This is a genomic window from Ruegeria sp. BF7 (assembly GCF_056538605.1).
Map to the genome: position 1 here is coordinate 481,793 of NZ_JBQFTM010000001.1, position 16,769 is coordinate 498,561.

General features: G+C 58.8%; 14 protein-coding genes and 1 tRNA gene. 6 read left to right on the forward strand and 9 right to left on the reverse strand.

Annotated features, from left to right (window positions below):
• Nucleotides 1-7 precede the first annotated feature (7 nt).
• The gene (locus ACR0IK_RS02395; RefSeq protein WP_480589132.1) at nucleotides 8-595 is read left to right on the forward strand and encodes an HNH endonuclease; all 588 of its coding nucleotides are present in this window, start codon (nucleotides 8-10) and stop codon (nucleotides 593-595) included.
• Here the strand turns inward: ACR0IK_RS02395 and ACR0IK_RS02400 are convergent.
• The gene (locus ACR0IK_RS02400; protein ID WP_480640331.1) at nucleotides 592-1,059 is read right to left on the reverse strand and encodes a disulfide bond formation protein B; all 468 of its coding nucleotides are present in this window, start codon (nucleotides 1,057-1,059) and stop codon (nucleotides 592-594) included. The genes ACR0IK_RS02395 and ACR0IK_RS02400 overlap by 4 nt on opposite strands.
• On the reverse strand, nucleotides 1,056-1,634 hold the full coding sequence (locus ACR0IK_RS02405) for a YqaA family protein (protein WP_170399149.1): 579 nt from the start codon (nucleotides 1,632-1,634) through the stop codon (nucleotides 1,056-1,058). The genes ACR0IK_RS02400 and ACR0IK_RS02405 overlap by 4 nt, the downstream gene beginning before the upstream one ends.
• 145 nt (nucleotides 1,635-1,779) lie before the next feature.
• Between ACR0IK_RS02405 and ACR0IK_RS02410 the strand changes: the two genes are divergently transcribed.
• A tRNA-Leu gene (locus tag ACR0IK_RS02410) sits at nucleotides 1,780-1,865 on the forward strand.
• 121 nt (nucleotides 1,866-1,986) lie between these two features.
• Here ACR0IK_RS02410 and ACR0IK_RS02415 read toward each other — a convergent pair.
• Nucleotides 1,987-3,480, reverse strand: coding sequence for a BCCT family transporter (locus ACR0IK_RS02415; protein WP_480640332.1), 1,494 nt, complete (start codon nucleotides 3,478-3,480; stop codon nucleotides 1,987-1,989).
• 402 nt (nucleotides 3,481-3,882) lie between these two features.
• Between ACR0IK_RS02415 and ACR0IK_RS02420 the strand changes: the two genes are divergently transcribed.
• From ACR0IK_RS02420 to ACR0IK_RS02430, 3 genes are all read left to right on the forward strand, one after another.
• Complete coding sequence (locus ACR0IK_RS02420) at nucleotides 3,883-4,851, forward strand: TAXI family TRAP transporter solute-binding subunit (protein WP_480640333.1); 969 nt, start codon at nucleotides 3,883-3,885, stop codon at nucleotides 4,849-4,851.
• Between the two features lie 102 nt (nucleotides 4,852-4,953).
• Nucleotides 4,954-7,563 carry a TRAP transporter permease gene (locus ACR0IK_RS02425; protein WP_480589004.1) on the forward strand — a complete coding sequence of 870 codons (2,610 nt, stop codon included), beginning with the start codon at nucleotides 4,954-4,956 and terminating at the stop codon, nucleotides 7,561-7,563.
• Nucleotides 7,560-7,991, forward strand: coding sequence for a universal stress protein (locus ACR0IK_RS02430; protein ID WP_480589002.1), 432 nt, complete (start codon nucleotides 7,560-7,562; stop codon nucleotides 7,989-7,991). The genes ACR0IK_RS02425 and ACR0IK_RS02430 overlap by 4 nt, the downstream gene beginning before the upstream one ends.
• 2 nt (nucleotides 7,992-7,993) lie before the next feature.
• Here the strand turns inward: ACR0IK_RS02430 and ACR0IK_RS02435 are convergent, their stop codons facing one another.
• Genes ACR0IK_RS02435 through ACR0IK_RS02445 form a run of 3 tightly spaced genes read right to left on the reverse strand, consistent with a single transcriptional unit; the run spans nucleotide 7,994 to nucleotide 12,082 of the window.
• Nucleotides 7,994-9,034 (reverse strand): lipocalin-like domain-containing protein, encoded by a 1,041-nt coding sequence (locus ACR0IK_RS02435; RefSeq protein ID WP_480640334.1) that lies wholly within the window; start codon nucleotides 9,032-9,034, stop codon nucleotides 7,994-7,996.
• On the reverse strand, nucleotides 9,024-11,438 hold the full coding sequence (locus ACR0IK_RS02440; protein ID WP_480640335.1) for an ABC transporter permease: 2,415 nt from the start codon (nucleotides 11,436-11,438) through the stop codon (nucleotides 9,024-9,026). Before ACR0IK_RS02440 ends, ACR0IK_RS02435 begins: the two co-directional genes overlap by 11 nt.
• Complete coding sequence (locus tag ACR0IK_RS02445) at nucleotides 11,435-12,082, reverse strand: ABC transporter ATP-binding protein (RefSeq protein WP_480640336.1); 648 nt, start codon at nucleotides 12,080-12,082, stop codon at nucleotides 11,435-11,437. Before ACR0IK_RS02445 ends, ACR0IK_RS02440 begins: the two co-directional genes overlap by 4 nt.
• 158 nt (nucleotides 12,083-12,240) lie before the next feature.
• Here ACR0IK_RS02445 and ACR0IK_RS02450 point away from each other — a divergent pair, with 158 nt between their 5' ends.
• Entirely contained in the window at nucleotides 12,241-12,675 is a 435-nt protein-coding gene (locus ACR0IK_RS02450; RefSeq protein WP_480588994.1) for an ion channel, read from the forward strand.
• Here the strand turns inward: ACR0IK_RS02450 and cls are convergent.
• From cls to ACR0IK_RS02465, 3 genes are all read right to left on the reverse strand, one after another.
• Entirely contained in the window at nucleotides 12,672-14,084 is a 1,413-nt protein-coding gene (cls, locus tag ACR0IK_RS02455; protein ID WP_480640337.1) for a cardiolipin synthase, read from the reverse strand. The two genes, ACR0IK_RS02450 and cls, sit on opposite strands and share 4 nt — an antisense overlap.
• Nucleotides 14,085-14,107: 23 nt before the next feature.
• On the reverse strand, nucleotides 14,108-15,082 hold the full coding sequence (locus ACR0IK_RS02460; protein ID WP_480588990.1) for an HAD family hydrolase: 975 nt from the start codon (nucleotides 15,080-15,082) through the stop codon (nucleotides 14,108-14,110).
• Between the two features lie 68 nt (nucleotides 15,083-15,150).
• Entirely contained in the window at nucleotides 15,151-16,761 is a 1,611-nt protein-coding gene (locus tag ACR0IK_RS02465) for an arylsulfatase (RefSeq protein WP_480640338.1), read from the reverse strand.
• Nucleotides 16,762-16,769: the final 8 nt, after the last annotated feature.

A 16,769-nucleotide genomic window follows, 5' to 3' on the forward strand; every position in this document is an offset into this window, starting at 1 on the left:
TTCTGATATGGATGGAGATTTCAGAACCGAATTTGTCAGGGAACCCGGTGCGCTCAAGCATCATCCGGCATTGGTTTTGAACGCCGACTATCGCCCCTTGTCCTATTACCCGTTATCCCTGTGGCCGTGGCAAGAGGCGATAAAGGCGGCCTGGCTGGACAGGGTGGATATTGTGGCCGAGTACGACGAGGTCGTCCGAAGCCCGAGTACCGAGATACGAATACCGTCGGTCGTTGTCCTGAAAGATTATGTGAAACCCAGAAAGCGCGTGGCCTTCACGCGCTTTAATTTATTCCTACGGGACGAATTCTGTTGTCAGTACTGCGGCAGCCGTGGCGATCTGACCTTTGACCATGTGGTACCTCGGGCCGCAGGTGGCGTGACAAGCTGGCAAAACGTGGTTGCGGCCTGCAGCCCCTGTAACCTGAAAAAAGGGTCGAAGTCGCTTCGGCAGGCAGGGATGACATTGCGCAAGCCTCCGCGCCAGCCGGATGCAGAAGCCTTGCGGAACGTCGGGCGAAAGTTCCCGCCGAACCACCTGCATGACAGTTGGATCGATTTTCTTTATTGGGATGCGGAGTTGGACGAGCTTTAGCGGCCCACCCGCCACGCGGCGATCCAGACCAGCATCAGAACGCCCGACAGGATGGCGTTCCACCCGGCCATCGAAATACCCATCAATTGCCACGGGATGTCATCACAACGCACCAGTGGGGCGGACATGATCTGATCCATCAACTCCTGAGTCGACAAGCCGCCGATATCACCGGAGGTGCAGCTTGTGGGACCCTCCCACCATTTTTGCTCGACCCCGGCGTGGAACACGCCGATGGCTGCGGTTGACAGTGCGGCGAGTGCGCCCAGCAGGGGCAGCAGATTTATACGGGGTAGCGCCAGCGCCACTGCTCCGATCAAAATGGCCGCACCGTGCGGATACCGCTGCCAGATGCACATTTTGCACGGTGCCAGCCCGCCGAGATGCTGAAAACCCCATGCCCCAAGTAGAAGTGCCACGGAACCGCAGGTCGCGATCAGGACCAGAATGTTTTTGCGTGTCATAGGTATCTCACTACAAGGAACCCGCCGAACAGAAGCACAACGAACAAGGTGAACATAAGGCCAAGGCGCTTTTCAATGAAGGCCCGGATCGGCTCGCCGAAGCCCCAAAGCAGGCCAGCGACCACGAAAAAGCGCAGCGCGCGGGCAAGGATCGAAGTGGCGATAAAGGTGCCCAAAGGCATCCCGGTCCAGCCCGACATGATGGTGATGACCTTATAGGGGAAGGGCGTCACACCGGCACCCAGAACGGCCCAGAAGCCGAAATCGTTGAAGCGGGTGTTGAACTCTTCCATGGCGTGGGCCTTGCCCATTGATTCCAGAATCGGCTGACCGATGCTTTCGTAAAAGAAGGCACCGATGGCATAGCCCAACAGGCCCCCCAGGACCGAGGCGACTAGGGCGACCGTCGCAATCAACCACGCGCGCGACGGGCGGGCCAGGATCATTGGAATCATCAGCACATCCGGCGGGATCGGAAAGACCGAACTTTCGATAAAGGCGACAAAGGCCAGCGCCCACAGGGCGTGCGGATGTTCGGCCAGACGAATGGTCCAGTCATAAAGCGAGCGCAACATATGGTGCTAAATTCCTGTTCTAACGTTGCGCAAGCCAAACCATGCGTCCGGTGAGGCGTCAACCGTTGCAGCGAAAACAAACTGGATTTGGGTTGGTTTTTGCCTCTGGACCTTCCCGGTCATGGGCGCTAATCCAGTGTTCGAGGCCCAAGTGGCGGAATGGTAGACGCAGGGGATTCAAAATCCCCCGCCTTCACGGGCGTGAGAGTTCGAGTCTCTCCTTGGGCACCACCTCAGATTAATGACGAGAACACGCGGTGTGTTCACGGATCGCGTCGCAAACTCAGCCAGATCAGAAACCCGATATAGGCGAAAACTGTTAGGTTCAGTAGTGTGTCGATGAATTGACCAGTCATCTTCGTTCCTCACGCGTCAGGCTTTTGAAGAGGCAGATCACAAGGATCGGAACGATAAACACGAAGGCCATGGCCGACAGTGCGATGATCGACCGGACCAGGGAAATATCCCCCACCAATATCATGGCAAGCCCCAATGCGCCCAGAATCAACCCCCAGACCGTACGGACGCCCGGCGATGGATTGTCGTCGCCGCCGGTGCCAATCATCGCCAGAGTGAACCCGGCGCTGACGACGCTGGTGACTACGAACAGGAAGGCCGCCAGGATTGTTGCTGTCTGCGTCAGGCCGCTGAATGGGAACTTGGCAAGAAGGGCAAAGGTTGTCGCGTCCAGATTTTCGGCATTGACGGCGGATAAGGCACCGTCCTGCCGCAACGCATCGAAAAAACCCAACCCGCCAAAGATGCCGAACCACAGAATCGAGAACAGGGTGGGGGCGACAATGACGCCGATCAGGAACTCTCGGATGGTGCGCCCACGTGAAATGCGCGCGATGAAGATGCCCACAAAGGGGGACCAGGCCAGCCACCAGATCATGTAGTTCAGGGTCCAGCCGTGAAACCAGTCGACGATGGTGTCGTCAAAGAACTCTGCTGTTGAAAATCCCGCAGGCAGGACCTTGAACACGTAACGCCCGAACCCGGCAACGATATCGTTCATCAGAAATGAAGTCGGGCCGAGGACCAGCAGATAAACCATCATCCCGACGGCAATCAGCATGGCGGCATTGGACAGCAGGGACATCCCCTCACCAAGGTCCCGCCGCAAGGGGATGATGAACGCGACACAGAGCGCGGCAAAAACAGGGAGTGTCAGCCTTCCGGGTGTTTCGACGCCGATCAGACCCGCCAATCCGGTCTGTATCTGAAACACGCCCATCGCCATCGATCCCGCCAAACCGACGGCAATCGCGACAATCGACAGCAGATCGAACATCCACCCCATCGCCTTGATCCAGCGCGCCTCACCCAGTGCATCGGTCAGGGGCGCGCTCAGCAGCAAGGTGCGGTGTCGACGATAGGCGAAGTAGGCAATGACCAGCCCGACGATCGCGTAGATCGCCCAAGCGTGAAAGCCCCAGTTCAGATAGGTCACGAACAGCGCATAACTTGCGGCTTCGGGGTCGGGGTTGTACTGTCGCAGAACTTCGAAATGGGTCAGTGGTTCAGCCGCGCCGTAGAACAGAAGCCCGACCCCCATTCCGGCCGCAAACAGCATGGCGATCCAGGCTGGGGTCGAGAATTCAGGCTCGGTACCGTCCGGGCCAAGGCGAATGTCGCCGAACCGCGACAGGGCCAGATACAGCGCCACAAAGAGCAGGCCGCTAACCTCAAGCATGATGAACCAGCCACGGCTGTTGAACTGTGTTGCCACCGCTTCTGATGCGAGACGTCCCAATCCTTGTGGGTCGGCGATACCCCAGACCGCAATAGCCGCGCTGATGACAAGGGCGATGACAAGCAAGGGGCTGGGCGAGGGGCGCTTCATCCGCGGTCCTTCTTTCGGTTTCGGAACAAATTCCTTTATTGCCGTGCGGTTACAGAGATGTACCAAGGCTGCACGAAGACTAGAGGCACGGTTCGCGACATTCAAAAGAATAATATCTGGCGGTGGTTGCGCCTGTGGGAGGACTTTTCACGCCTTCAAGCCGGTTGGTGGGGGGAAACTTTGGAAAAACCCCTCAGATATGCAGCTTGGGGCGGTTGGGCCACGCGCGGGGGTTGACAAGTTGAGTGTCTGAATGAAACGTCGAAGATGTTGGGAGATTTTGAAAATTCAGGCGCTTGCACCTGTTGCAACATGCTGGCGCTTGCCTTAACCGGCGGGGTCCCTGGAGGGGGGATCGCCGGGCGATCTCCCATACACCATAAGAATTGGGAGTTCTCAAAAATGAAAAACAGCAGCAAGCTCAGCCTCGGCGCGGTCGTCACTGCGGCCCTTATGGCTCCGGCAGCATATGCGGAAGAATTCATCACCATCGGCACCGGCGGCGTGACCGGTGTGTATTACCCGACCGGTGGCGCGATCTGCCGTCTGGTCAATAAGGGCCGCAAGGAACACGGCGTACGTTGCTCGGTCGAGTCAACCGGTGGTTCGGTCTACAACATCAACACCATTCGCGAAGGCGAACTAGAATTCGGTGTGGCGCAGTCCGACTGGCAGTACCACGCCTATAACGGCAGCTCGAAATTCGAAGAGGCTGGCCCGTTCGAAGGTCTGCGCGCCGTGTTCTCGGTACACCCTGAGCCGTTCACCGTTGTCGCCCGTGCGGATTCCGGTATCGCCAACTTTGAAGACCTGAAGGGCAAGCGCGTCAACATCGGTAACCCCGGTTCAGGTCAGCGCGGCACTATGGAGGTTTTGCTAGGCGAACTGGGTTGGACCACCGACGATTTCGAGCTGGCGACCGAGCTGAAAGCGGCTGAACAGTCCGCGGCGCTGTGCGACAACCAGATTGACGCGATGGTCTACACCGTCGGTCACCCCTCGGGTTCGATCCAGGAAGCCACCACAGCGTGTGACTCGGTTCTGGTGAACGTGAGCGGTGATGCGGTGAACAAGCTGGTCGACGACAACTCGTTCTACCGTACTGCGACCATCCCCGGCGGCATGTACCGCGGTTCGGATGGTGATACCGCAACCTTTGGTGTCGGCGCGACCTTCGTGACCTCGGCTGACGTGTCGGAAGACGCGGTTTATGCGGTTGTCAGTTCGGTCTTCGAAAACTTCGACGACTTCAAAAAGCTGCACCCGGCATTTGCCAACCTCAAGCCCGAAGAAATGATCGCAGACGGCCTGTCGGCTCCGCTGCATCCGGGTGCTGAGAAGTACTACAAAGAAAAAGGCTGGATTCAGTAAGCCAGGCTTGAAGCAGGGTGCCAAACGGCGCCCTGCGACCCAAACCCGAACAAATCGGGTGGTTCAGAAGGCCAAAAATGGCCGCGACGGGGAGACATTTCCATGAGTTCCGACACACAATCCAATCGCCCGCTATCCGAAGAAGAGCTGCAGGAACTTGTAGCCTCGTCCGATGCGGGTGGGCGAAATCCAGTCGGTAACGTCGGGGTTTTTCTGGCCATTGTGGCCGCGATCTGGTCGATCTTTCAGGTGCTTTTGGCCTCACCTATCGCCAACTATGTGTTGCCGGGCAGTGTGGTGAACAATGCGCGGCAGTTCCACCTGGCCTTTGCGATGTTTCTGGCCTTTGCGGCCTATCCGGCGCTGAAATCCAGCCCACGTGACTACATCCCGGTCCAGGACTGGATCATGGGGATCGTCGGCGCGTTTCTGGCTCTGTACGGATACTTCTTCTACGAAAAGATCGTCGACGCAGGGGGACTTGCCGACGATACGGATAAATGGGTGGCTCTGGTAGGTCTGCTGCTACTGTTTGAGGCCGCGCGCCGCGCGCTAGGCCCGGCAATGGCCATTATCGCAACGATTTTTCTGGCTTATGTGTTCTTTGGCTCTTCCGAATGGGTGCCCGAAGTAATCCGCTGGAAAGGCGCGAGCCTGAAGAAGGCGATGAGTCATATGTGGATCACGTCCGAGGGCGTATTCGGTATCGCGCTTGGTGTTTCTACAAAATTCGTGTTCCTGTTCGTGCTGTTCGGCGCTTTGCTGGATAAGGCCGGGGCAGGGAACTACTTTATCAAGATGGCCTTTGGTGCGCTTGGCCACCTGCGCGGTGGTCCGGCCAAGGCGGCTGTTGTTGGTTCGGCTGCGACTGGTCTGATCTCGGGCTCGTCGATTGCCAACGTCGTGACCACCGGCACATTCACCATCCCTTTGATGAAACGTGTGGGCTTCTCAAGCGAGCAAGCGGGTTCGGTCGAGGTTGCCTCATCCGTGAATGGTCAAATCATGCCGCCGGTGATGGGCGCTGCGGCCTTCCTGATGGTCGAATATGTGGGCATCTCTTACGTTGAGGTGATCACTCACGCCTTCCTGCCCGCCGCGATTTCCTACATCGCGCTGGTCTACATCGTGCACCTTGAGGCGGTGAAGCGGAACATGCCCACGCTGGGCAATCGCGAGGTGCATCTGGCGCGCACGGTCGTTGGGATGCTGTCCTTCTTCCTCGTGTTCGCTGGCCTCTGCTATGGCTCGCAGTTCCCGGTCGAAGCGGTTACCAGTTGGGCCCCATCCTCTGCAGGTCTGATCCTGAGCCTGATCGTCTGTGCGGTCTACGTCGTGTTGCTGTATCTGGCCGCGCAGGTGCCAGATCTGGAGCCCGACGATCCGAATGCCAAAGAGGTGGAACTACCGGTAATCGCAGAGATCTACAAAGCAGGTCTTCACTATCTGCTGCCGATCATCGTTCTGGTCTACTTCCTGATGATCGAACAGAAATCGCCGGGGCTGTCGGCATTCTGGGCGACAGCGCTGCTGTTCGTGATCCTGCTGACGCAAAAGCCGCTCAAGGCGCTGTTCCGTGGACAAAGCAATCTAAAAGACAACTTCATCGATGGTGTCGCTGATCTGTGGCAGGGCCTGATCGATGGTGCGCGCAACATGATCGGGATCGCTCTGGCCACGGCCACGGCTGGTGTCATCGTGGGTACCGTGACCCTGACCGGGGTCGGGCAGGTGATGGCCGATTTGGTCGAGTTCCTTTCAGGCGGTAACCTGATCCTGATGTTGGTCATGGTTGGCTTGCTCAGCCTGATCCTTGGCATGGGCCTGCCGACCACTGCGAACTATATCGTGGTTAGCTCGCTTATGGCCGGTGTGGTTGTCGAACTGGGCGCGCAGAGCGGTCTGATCGTTCCTCTGATCGCCGTGCACCTGTTCGTGTTCTATTTCGGGATTATGGCAGACGTGACGCCCCCAGTAGGTTTGGCTAGTTTTGCAGCCGCCGCTGTGTCGGGGGGCGACGCGATCAAGACCGGATTCACCGCGTTCTTCTACAGCCTTCGCACCGTTGCACTGCCGTTTGTGTTCATCTTCAACACGGACCTATTGTTGATTGATGTGACCTGGGTTGAAGGGATCATAGTTGCGATATTTGCAACAATAGCGATCCTTGTCTTCACGGCGGGGACAATGGGGTACTTCCTCACCCACAGCCGTATCTATGAAAGCATCGCACTGATCGCCGTGGCTTTCGCCTTGTTCAGACCCGACTATTTCATGGACCGCATCGCGCCGCCTTATACGTCGGTCGAGCCAGCCGCCTTTGTGGAAACCATCGGACAAACCCCCCCGGGGACCGAGGTGCGAATGGTGGTCAGCGGCCCGGATTTCGACACGCTTGAGATGACAGACACGACAGTCGTTGTTTCGGTCGGCAACGAAGAAGGCGGTGAATCCCGGGTCGATGCCATGGGGCTGATACTGTTGGAAGAGGACGGTCTGATCAAGCTGGAGGAACCGATGTTCGGCACGCCCGTAGCGGATGAGTTGGACATGTTCGACTATTACGGCGATGAAGCGGTGCGTCTGACTTCGATCAGTCTGCCGTCCAGCCAACCTCCGAAGCAACTGATGTATATCCCTGCGCTGATCCTGCTGGGTCTCATCGCCTTCCTGCAACGTGGCCGTGCCGTCAGACAAGAGGTGCCCGCATGACAAACTCTGTTCTCTGCGCCGTCGATATCAGCAACGGCGACCTTGACGTGAATGTGCTGAAGACAGCGGCAGTATTGGCCGATCAGCACAACGCACAACTGGATGTGGTGACCGTTCTGCCCGATTTCGGCGAAAGCTGGGTTTCCGGTTTCTTTCAGGCCGACTTTCACGAAAAGGCGTTGGAAGAGGCGCAGGCTAAACTGTCTGAGTTGTGCATTTCAGCCCTTGGGGATGAGCGGAACGCCAAGATCCGCCATGTCGTCGCCACCGGCACGGCCTATCAGGAGATTCTGAAAACCGCCGAAAGCGCTGGCAGCGATCTGATCGTTATTGGTGCACACAAACCGGATCTCAAAGACTACCTGTTGGGGCCGAACGCGGCGCGGGTTGTACGCCACTCGACTGTTTCGGTCTACGTCGTGCGCTAGGGTCAGTACCCCGTCATCTCAAGGTATCCGCGGCCTTGGTGGCTGCCGGATACCGTGACGGGACCTTCCCAGTACTCGAAGCTTGTACCCATCCAGGAATCGGGGGTGATGGCGGAAACCTCGACGTCCAAGTCGCGGTTCGGCAGGGTTACGCGCCATTGAACGGGCACGCCCCGTCCCGCCACTCGGGCGGTGTCCATTGGGGTGAAGGACACGGACCCGTCCGGAAGGGGCATGGTGGTTCCGTCCGGCGCGATCCATGTAGCCGCCGTGAAATCGCCGCGTCCGCCGCGCAGGCGGAAGGCCATCAGCTTGTCTCCGTCGTCAAAGCTGAGCGAAAACCAGTCCCAGCCGCTCTGATCCGCGGCCAGTGGTTGTGAGGACCACTCGCGGTCCAGCCAGCCCTGACCGGTGACCGCCACATCACCCTCGGGCAGGTGCAGCACGCCCTCGACCGAATAAAAGGGTTGCGAGTAATAGTAGCTGGCTTGCCCATCGGCGGACTTGATCGAGTATCCGGCGTCTCCGTGAAACACAAACGGGCCGTGGGCGTTCAGCGACAGGTCATAGGCAAACTCGGCGCCGCTGGCCGAAAGGGTCACCGCGCTGGGGTTTGCTCCGCGCATACGCCATTCGTCGATCCAGGCCTCGAACGGGTCAGAGGTCACCCCGGCCTGACCAATCCCCCCGCGCGACAAGCGTTCGGCGAAATAGTGCGTTTCAGGCGTCGTGACGGCGGCGTGGCCCATCCACAGTTGCGGGCTCTGCCACCCATCCGCCTCAAACGGTTTCAGGGCTGATCGGAACAGGGTCCATTGAATACCGTAGTCGCGCCCGTCCTCGCCGGTCAGGTTTGCGGTCAGGTACCACCATTCGATCCGAAAGCTGGGATGCGGGCCGTGATCGTGGGGGAATTCGAATTGATAGCCGGGTTGCGGTATGTCGAACCCTTCGGCCGAACCACCCAACCCGGCATAGCCTTGCGCGCGTAAAGCAGCAGGGGGCAACAGGAACAGAACAAAGAGCCAGGCTTTAACGTTCATTGGCAAAAACCCTCAACAAATCGGCAGGCGGCAGGCGAAGCAAACGCAGCGCGGGTAAGGCGGCCGCGACAAAGGCGGCCAGCAGGGTCAGAGCGAATAGATAGGCCCAGTCAGCCGGGAAAAGATACATCGGCAGCCGCCAGCCAAATGCTTGTACGTTGATCACCGCCAACAGGGCCCAAGCCAGTACCAGACCCAGCGGCAGGGCCAGAACCGCTGTCAGAGCAGACAGCAGCGCGCTGCGCAACAACTCTAGCCGCGCCAATTGCAACCGTGTCAGACCCAGCGCCCAGACCGGCGCAACTTGCGGCAGGCGTTGGGTCCACAAGGTCAGCAGGCTGGTCAGGATAGCAAACCCGGCAACGCCTAGAGTCAGAACGTTCAACGCCGATGTCACGACAAAGGTCTTGTCAAAGATCGTCAGCGATTGCGCTTTCATCGCCGCCTGCTGCACGACGGCTTGGCGTGGTAGGTCGAACTGATCTCTCAGGGCTTGTGCCATCTCTGTGGCGCGCTCTGGTGCAATACGGATACCGAACCGGCGTGTGTCAGCCCCCGGCGCGATCCGGTCCAGCTGAGACATTGACACGATGGCCTGTCCGGTCGGGTTTCCGTAATCCGAATAAACGCCCGCAATGGGCAGGGTATGACCCTGTCGGAGGGTCAGCGCGTCTCCGGGCCACAGGTTCGCACGCCGGGCGAGTTGTTCGTTGACCACGACGGCATCACCCGCATGAAGGCGATCCCACACGCCGTCCGAGGATGCGATGATCGGCCAATGCTCGCGGTAGGTCTGGTGGTCCACAATCCCGTACAGGAAAAGCGGTCCCGTTTCATGCGTCAGCTCAATGCTGCGGATTGGAAGTACGGCGTCCACCTGCGGTTCTAGCCACTGTGCGATCTGTTGGCCTTGCTGATTGTCGGTGGCGGTAATGTAAAGTTCGGAGGTCAGGCGCTGATCCAGCCAACCGGTGAAGGTCAACCGAAAGCTGGATACCATGGTGCCAACGCCGACATTCGCCGCCAAGGCCAGCAGCAGCGCCATCAGGGCCAGCGAAAGTCCCGGCAATTGCGCACGCATGTCGGCCCAAACCCATTGTGCAACAGGACCTAGGGCGTTGCGTTGGAATACCGACAGGGCAAGTGACAGCAGGGATGGCAGGATCAGTGCGGCGCCAGTCAGGATACCACCCACCATGGCAAACCCTGCGATCAATCCGTCGATCGTATATCCGATGGCAAAGCCACCGCCGATCAGGATCAACCCGAGCAGCCCGGTAGTGCGGTGCCCGCTTGTTGATCCTCGCCATGCCTGCAGGCCAGCCCCGGTCAGTAAGGGCATACGTGACAGTCGAAACAGGGCCTGACCACTGGCCAGTAGCGTGCCCGCCAAGGCCATCGCCAGACCGACCAGAACCCATTGCGGCTGCAGGGTCATTTGCCCGTCAACGGGCGCTCCGTACAGCCCGCGCAAGGTGGCAGCGACGTCGGGCAGCAAGGCGCCGGCCAGAAAGAAGCCAAGGATCAATCCCAACAGGCCGCCAATCAGGGCCAAGAGGGCCAGTTCCGCCATGATCATCCAGACCAGCCGCCGCATCGAAACACCCAGTGCCCGCAAGGTTCGGATCATCGCTCGCCGCTGGGCAAAGGCCAGACCGACGGTGCCGTGGACGATGAATAACCCGACAGCAAAGGACAACAGGCCGAAAGCCGTCAGGTTCAGGTGAAAACTGTCCGTCAACTGGGCTGCGTCCAGCCGGGCCGAGGCCTCAATGCGTTCCAGTTCGGGTGCGATGTCCGACAGCGGAGGCGTGTCGCGCGGCTGATCGGGCAACACCAGAAGCCGGGAAATCTGGCCGGGTTTCTCCAGCAGCTTCTCGGCCACGCCAATATCGGTGAGGATCAGGTCGGGCGGGACTGCATCCGTTTGCAGGATCGACGGAAGATTGTCATGCGTACTCAGCACATCGGCCAGTTCGGGGGATGCCAGTAATCGGCCAGGTGCGGTCAGAATGTCGGCCGGTTCCGGGGGCGTTGCCGACTGTTCGATCTGCGTCACAGCGGGCAGGGCTGGATAGGCCACCATGTCGACACCCATCACCTGTACCGTGCGTCCATTCAGACGCAATGGCCCTTCCAGAACCGCTGCGACCTGCCACCCGGCGCGGCGTAGCGCGACATAGCGCGCAATCGGGATCAGACCGGAGGGGTCGCGCAACTCGTCATACAGGCCCAGCGCAAGCTGGTCGTTAGCGCGCTGATAGCTGGCGCGCGCCTCGGCGTTGATCGCCTGAACGGCGGACCACAGCCCCGTGGCCAGCGCAATTCCGATCAGCAAGGTGGCCATTTGCAGCTTGTGGCGCCGCCAATGCGACAGCAGGGCCTGTATCACCGCGCCGGTCATGTGATGTTGCCACCGGCCAGATGCGCGTGCCTGTCCAGCCGTCCGGCGATATCCTGCGAATGAGTGACCAACAGCAGGGCAGCGCCGGTATCGGCGACCAGCGACAACATCAGGTCCAGCACAGTGGCGCTGGCGGTTTCGTCCAGATTTCCCGTGGGCTCGTCCGCCAACAGGAGTTTTGGTCGCGCGGCCATGGCGCGGCCGATGGCGACGCGCTGTTGCTGCCCGCCGGACAAGCTCTCGGGAAAACGCGTCAGCAAGTCGGACAGGCCTAACCGCTCGGCCAGCTGCGTGGTCCAGGCGTTATCCTCGCGATCCGCCAGCCTGGCGTGGAATGACAGGTTCTGCGCAACCGTCAGCGAGGGTATCAGGTTGAACTGCTGAAACACCAGCGAAACGCTTTGCCGACGCAGCGCGGCGCGTCCGGCGTCATCAAGTGGTGACAGGGCGGTTCCGTCCAGCGTGATCTCTCCGCCGTCGAAGCTGTCCAGAGCTGCCGCGAGGTTGAGCAGCGTGCTTTTGCCGCTACCGCTTTCTCCGGTCAAGGCCAGCGTCTGCCCCTGGTCGAGGGTCAGCGACACGTCCCGCAAAACGGGGCGTCCACCCGGATAGGATTTCTGGACCTTGTCGATCGTCAGCAGCATGCAAAAACCTCGGACTGTGCACGCAACAATGTGCGCCGCTGACCGGCAGAGTCCAGCGTCCAGCCGCATTCGTTTCCATTCGCCGCAGCCTTGTCCTTTTCCGGTTAAGTCGCCATTGTGGTGGAACTTCTTCGGGCCGGAACATGATAAGCGAATTGATGACGTTAACGCAGCAAATCCTTTGGGGCAGCATATATCTGGGCATCTGTTTTCTGATCGAGATCATCCTTCTTACGTGGTGCACACAGGTGGTTCGCGTCATGTCGCTAAGGTTGGAAAACAGTAAGAAGTTCTTTTCTATCGCGGCGCCTATCTGCATAGCCCTCGTCTTTATCGTTGCCATTCACACGTTTCAGGTCTGGCTTTGGGCAATCGTCTGGATGCTGGGGGATGTTCTGCCTGACTGGAACTCGGCCTTGTACTTCTCATTGGTGACGTTCACTACGCTGGGCTACGGCGACATCGTTCTTGGGGAGCCGTTGCGCATATTTGGAGCGTTCGCGTCGGTGACCGGTCTGCTGGCGTTCGGGTTGTCTACTGCCTTTATGGTGGCGCTGATGACGCAAGTCTTCAAAGAGGAACTGATGTCCTAGAGGATCGGCGCGAACAGCCGGGCGAGAGGCGACCCAAACCGGATATAGGCCGGTTGTTCGGGAAGTTTCTTGGTCAGTTCATAGCTTCTTTCGAAATCAGCCTGCAGCATCTTGTCCACAGCCTGCGCCGCTCGTGGATCAAAGAACAGGGCCATCGCTTCGAAATTCAGGCGGAAAGAGCGGTTGTCCAGATTGGTGGTTCCTACGGCCGCCAGCGTGTCGTCGACCACAAAGACCTTCTGGTGCATGAAACCGTCGGTGTAGCGGAACACGCGCGCGCCGCACTCCCTGACCTCGTCAAAATAGGCGAAGGCGGCCAGCCAGGGCAGGCGGTGGTCGATGACGTCAGGCACCAGAATGCGCACATCCACACCGCGCAGGGCGGCGTGTTGAAGGGCAGTTATGATGTCAATATCGGGCACGAAATAAGGAGAGGCGATCCACAGTCTTTCTTTCGCTTCGGTGATGGCGGCAAAGAACATCATCGCGCCGGTTTCCGTTTCGTCGCCGGGGCCGGTAGCGACGATCAGGGCATTCATGTCCTGATCGGATTCTGATCCGGCCCAGTCCAGTTGTTCGATCAGATCTTCTTCATGGGCCCAGTGCCAGTCTTCAGTGAAAATCAACTGCAGCTGCCGGACGATATGGCCGGTCATCCTGATATGCGTGTCGCGCCAATGACCGAAATGCGCGTTTTGGCCCAGATATTCCACACCCACATTGTGACCGCCGGTAAAGCCGGTCTCACCATCGATGATCACGGTTTTGCGATGATTGCGGTAATTCAGTTGAAAACGGTATTGCGGCCCTCGACGGTCTCGCGGATTGGCGATCTCGATTCCGGCTGCGCGCAGCTCGTCCAGATAGGCGGTTGGTAAGCCATAGCTGCCCACAGCATCCGTCATGAACCGAACTGACACGCCGCGTTTGGTGGCGGCGATCAGCTTGTCTTTGAGCTGTTTACCCAGTGCGTCATCACGGACGATGTAGAACTGGATCAGGATATAATTCAGCGCAGCATCGATTTCCTTGAATATGGCGTCGAACGTCGCTTGCCCGTCAATCAGCAATTCGGCCCCGTTTCCGCGCGAGACCGGCAGATGTGCCAACGCCTCGAAAGGGCGGGGGTTGATCGTCATCGAGGCCGGATCTGGTTTCGAGAAATCCGCAAATGTTTTGATGCCTTCGACGACCCTTTCGCTGTGCTTGCGAGCGATCCGATAACCGCGGAACCGGTGGTGCCCCAGAAACAGATATAGCGGCACACCGACAAACGGGGCCGAGATCAAAAGGACCACCCACCCGACGGCCCCCTGGGGCGTGCGAGCGGTCTGGGCCGCCCGTATCGAAAACACCGCGGCCGTCACATACAGAAAGAAGACGAACGCGGAAACAAGCAGTGTCCACATGGGGTTATCGGTCTCTGAGTGCCTTATTCGGAACCAGTGTAGATGCGATCCCAGTCTTGCGCCATATCAACAATGACCCAGCCCATGTCGGGCCCCTTGTCCAGCCCGTCGACCAGTTTCCCGATCGGGCTTTCGCGGTCATAAGCCCATTCACGCTCGGCATCGGTGTGGTGAATCAGAACCCCCAGTCGCGGACCGTCGCCTGCAGTGGTCCATTCCAGCATGGCGAAATCCCCGTCCGAGTTGCCGCCAGCCAGAATGGGGCGTCTGCCAATCGTGCGTTCGATGTTGATGGGCTTGCCCTCTTTGTCATCGACAAAGGCGATGCCGGGGGCCTTGGTTATGACCGGAGCGCCATCATCTGTTTCATAAGTTGTGTCGGCATACGTGCCCAGAACCTGTTCGGGCGGGATGCCATAGGCATCTTCGGCAAACACGCGCATGAAGTGCAGACCGCCGCCCGAGACAATATAGGTGCGGAATCCTTCATCCCTGAGATAGCGCAGCAGTTCCACCATCGGTTGATAGGTCATCTGATCGTAGGGCAAACCAGTATCCGGGTGACGCGCCGTGTCCAGCCATTCGGCGACGGATGCCTGGAATTCCTTGACACTCACACCGGAATGCGAGGCGTTCAATACTTCGATCAAGGCATCGTGACCGCCCTCTGCGACAGCTTGCAGATCGCCATTTGCCGCAGCTTCCAGCGTTGGGCTGGTTAGGATCGAGGGGTCCGCCTCGGCCAGATCGGCAAGGCGATCCATGGCGAAGGTGAGCTGAAAATAGACCGGCTGTTCGGCCCACAGAGTGCCGTCATTGTCGAACACCGCAACCCGCTCGGCCGGTGTGACATAGACGGCGCCGTTCGGGTCAGTAACTGCCTCGACGAATTCGATGATCCTATCCTTGGACGCGGACGTGCCCCAACTAGGCAGAGGGTCGGCAGACAAGGTCAGCGGAGCCATGACAAGAGCGGCTGAAAGAACTGCATTCCTCATGAGAAATTTCCTTGCTTCAATTGGTAAAGGGCCACCAATGTACGGGCGGCCCTTCGTATTTTGATGGGTTAATTGTTGGTCGGCGAGGACAGCTTCTCCATCACCTGATCCAGGTTGAAGCTGGCAGCCTTTTGGCGTGGCGGGTATTCTTGGAAGGTCTCCAGGAAACCGCCGACATATTGCTGAGCAGGCACCAGGAAATAGGCCCGATCCAGCAGCCAGTCGTAGTAGGTGTTGGACGTCCGGTAAGCGCGCTCATAGGGATCGCGACGCAGGTTCACGATCAGAGGAATGCGCAGCTCGGTCCAGGGTTCGATCCATGCGCGCAGGGTGCCCCACGCCTTCTGCTCAAGGAAGATCAGCTTCCAATCGTCAAAGCGCAATGCGGTCAGATCACCGTCATCCGAGAAATAGAAGATCTCGCGACGCGGGCTTTCCGAGGTTTCACCGGTCAGCAGGGGCAGGATGTTGTAGCCATCCAGATGAACCTTGTAGTCGCGGCCCATACCTGAGGAGTTGTAACCTGCCTTCAGCTTTTCCTTGATGTCCGGATCACCGGCAATAGCAAGGTAAGTCGGCAGCCAATCCATGTGGTGCACGATTTCGTTGGTGACCGATCCGGCCTCAATCTTGCCGGGCCAGCGTACCATCGACGGAACGCGCCATCCGCCTTCCCAGTTGGTGTTCTTCTCACCCCAGAATGGCGTCGAAGCGCCATCCGGCCACGTGTTCATGTGCGGCCCATTGTCGGTGGAATAGTGAACGATGGTGTTGTCGGTGATGCCAAGCTCATCCAGCAAGTCCAGCAGCTGGCCTACATGCATGTCATGTTCGATCATGCCTGCGGTGTATTCATCGGCCACGCGGCCTGCGATATCGTTGGCTTGCGCGCGCATCTCATCCTTCACGTGGGTACGGAAGTGCATCCGAGTGCCATTCCACCAAACATAGAAAGGTTGGCCTTGTTCGTGGGCACGCTTGATGAAGTCGATGGCAGCCGCAACGGTCTCTTCGTCCACTGTCTCCATCCGCTTGCGGGTCAGGGGGCCGGTGTCCTCGATGGTGCCGTCGGCCTTGGACTTAATAACGCCGCGCGGCCCATAGGCTTCGCGGAAGGTGCGGCCATCAGCCAGAACCGCATCGCCGGGATAGTCCTCGTTTTCAGGCTCTTCCTCGGCGTTCAGGTGGTATAGATTGCCGAAAAACTCATCAAATCCATGGTTTGACGGAAGATGCTCATCCTTGTCTCCGAGATGGTTCTTGCCAAATTGACCAGTGACATAGCCGTGGTCCTTCAACAGGCCAGCAATAGTCGGATCTTCGACCTGCATCCCCAGATCAGCACCGGGCAAACCAACTTTGGACAGGCCGGTCCGGTACACCGATTGCCCCATGATGTAGGACGAGCGGCCAGCAGTACAGGATTGCTCACCATAATAGTCGGTGAAAATCATGCCTTCCTTGGCGACGCGGTCGATGTTCGGCGTCTGATACCCCATCAGACCCATCGTATAGGCCGAGATATTGGACTGCCCGATGTCGTCACCCCAAATGACCAGGATGTTGGGTTTCTGGTCCTGTGCCCAGGCGGGAAGTGCCAACGCAACGGCGACGGTAGCCACAGCAATACGACGCAACTCGGTGCGCCACCTGTATGCAATCGAACGTGGTGGTGACATGATATGCT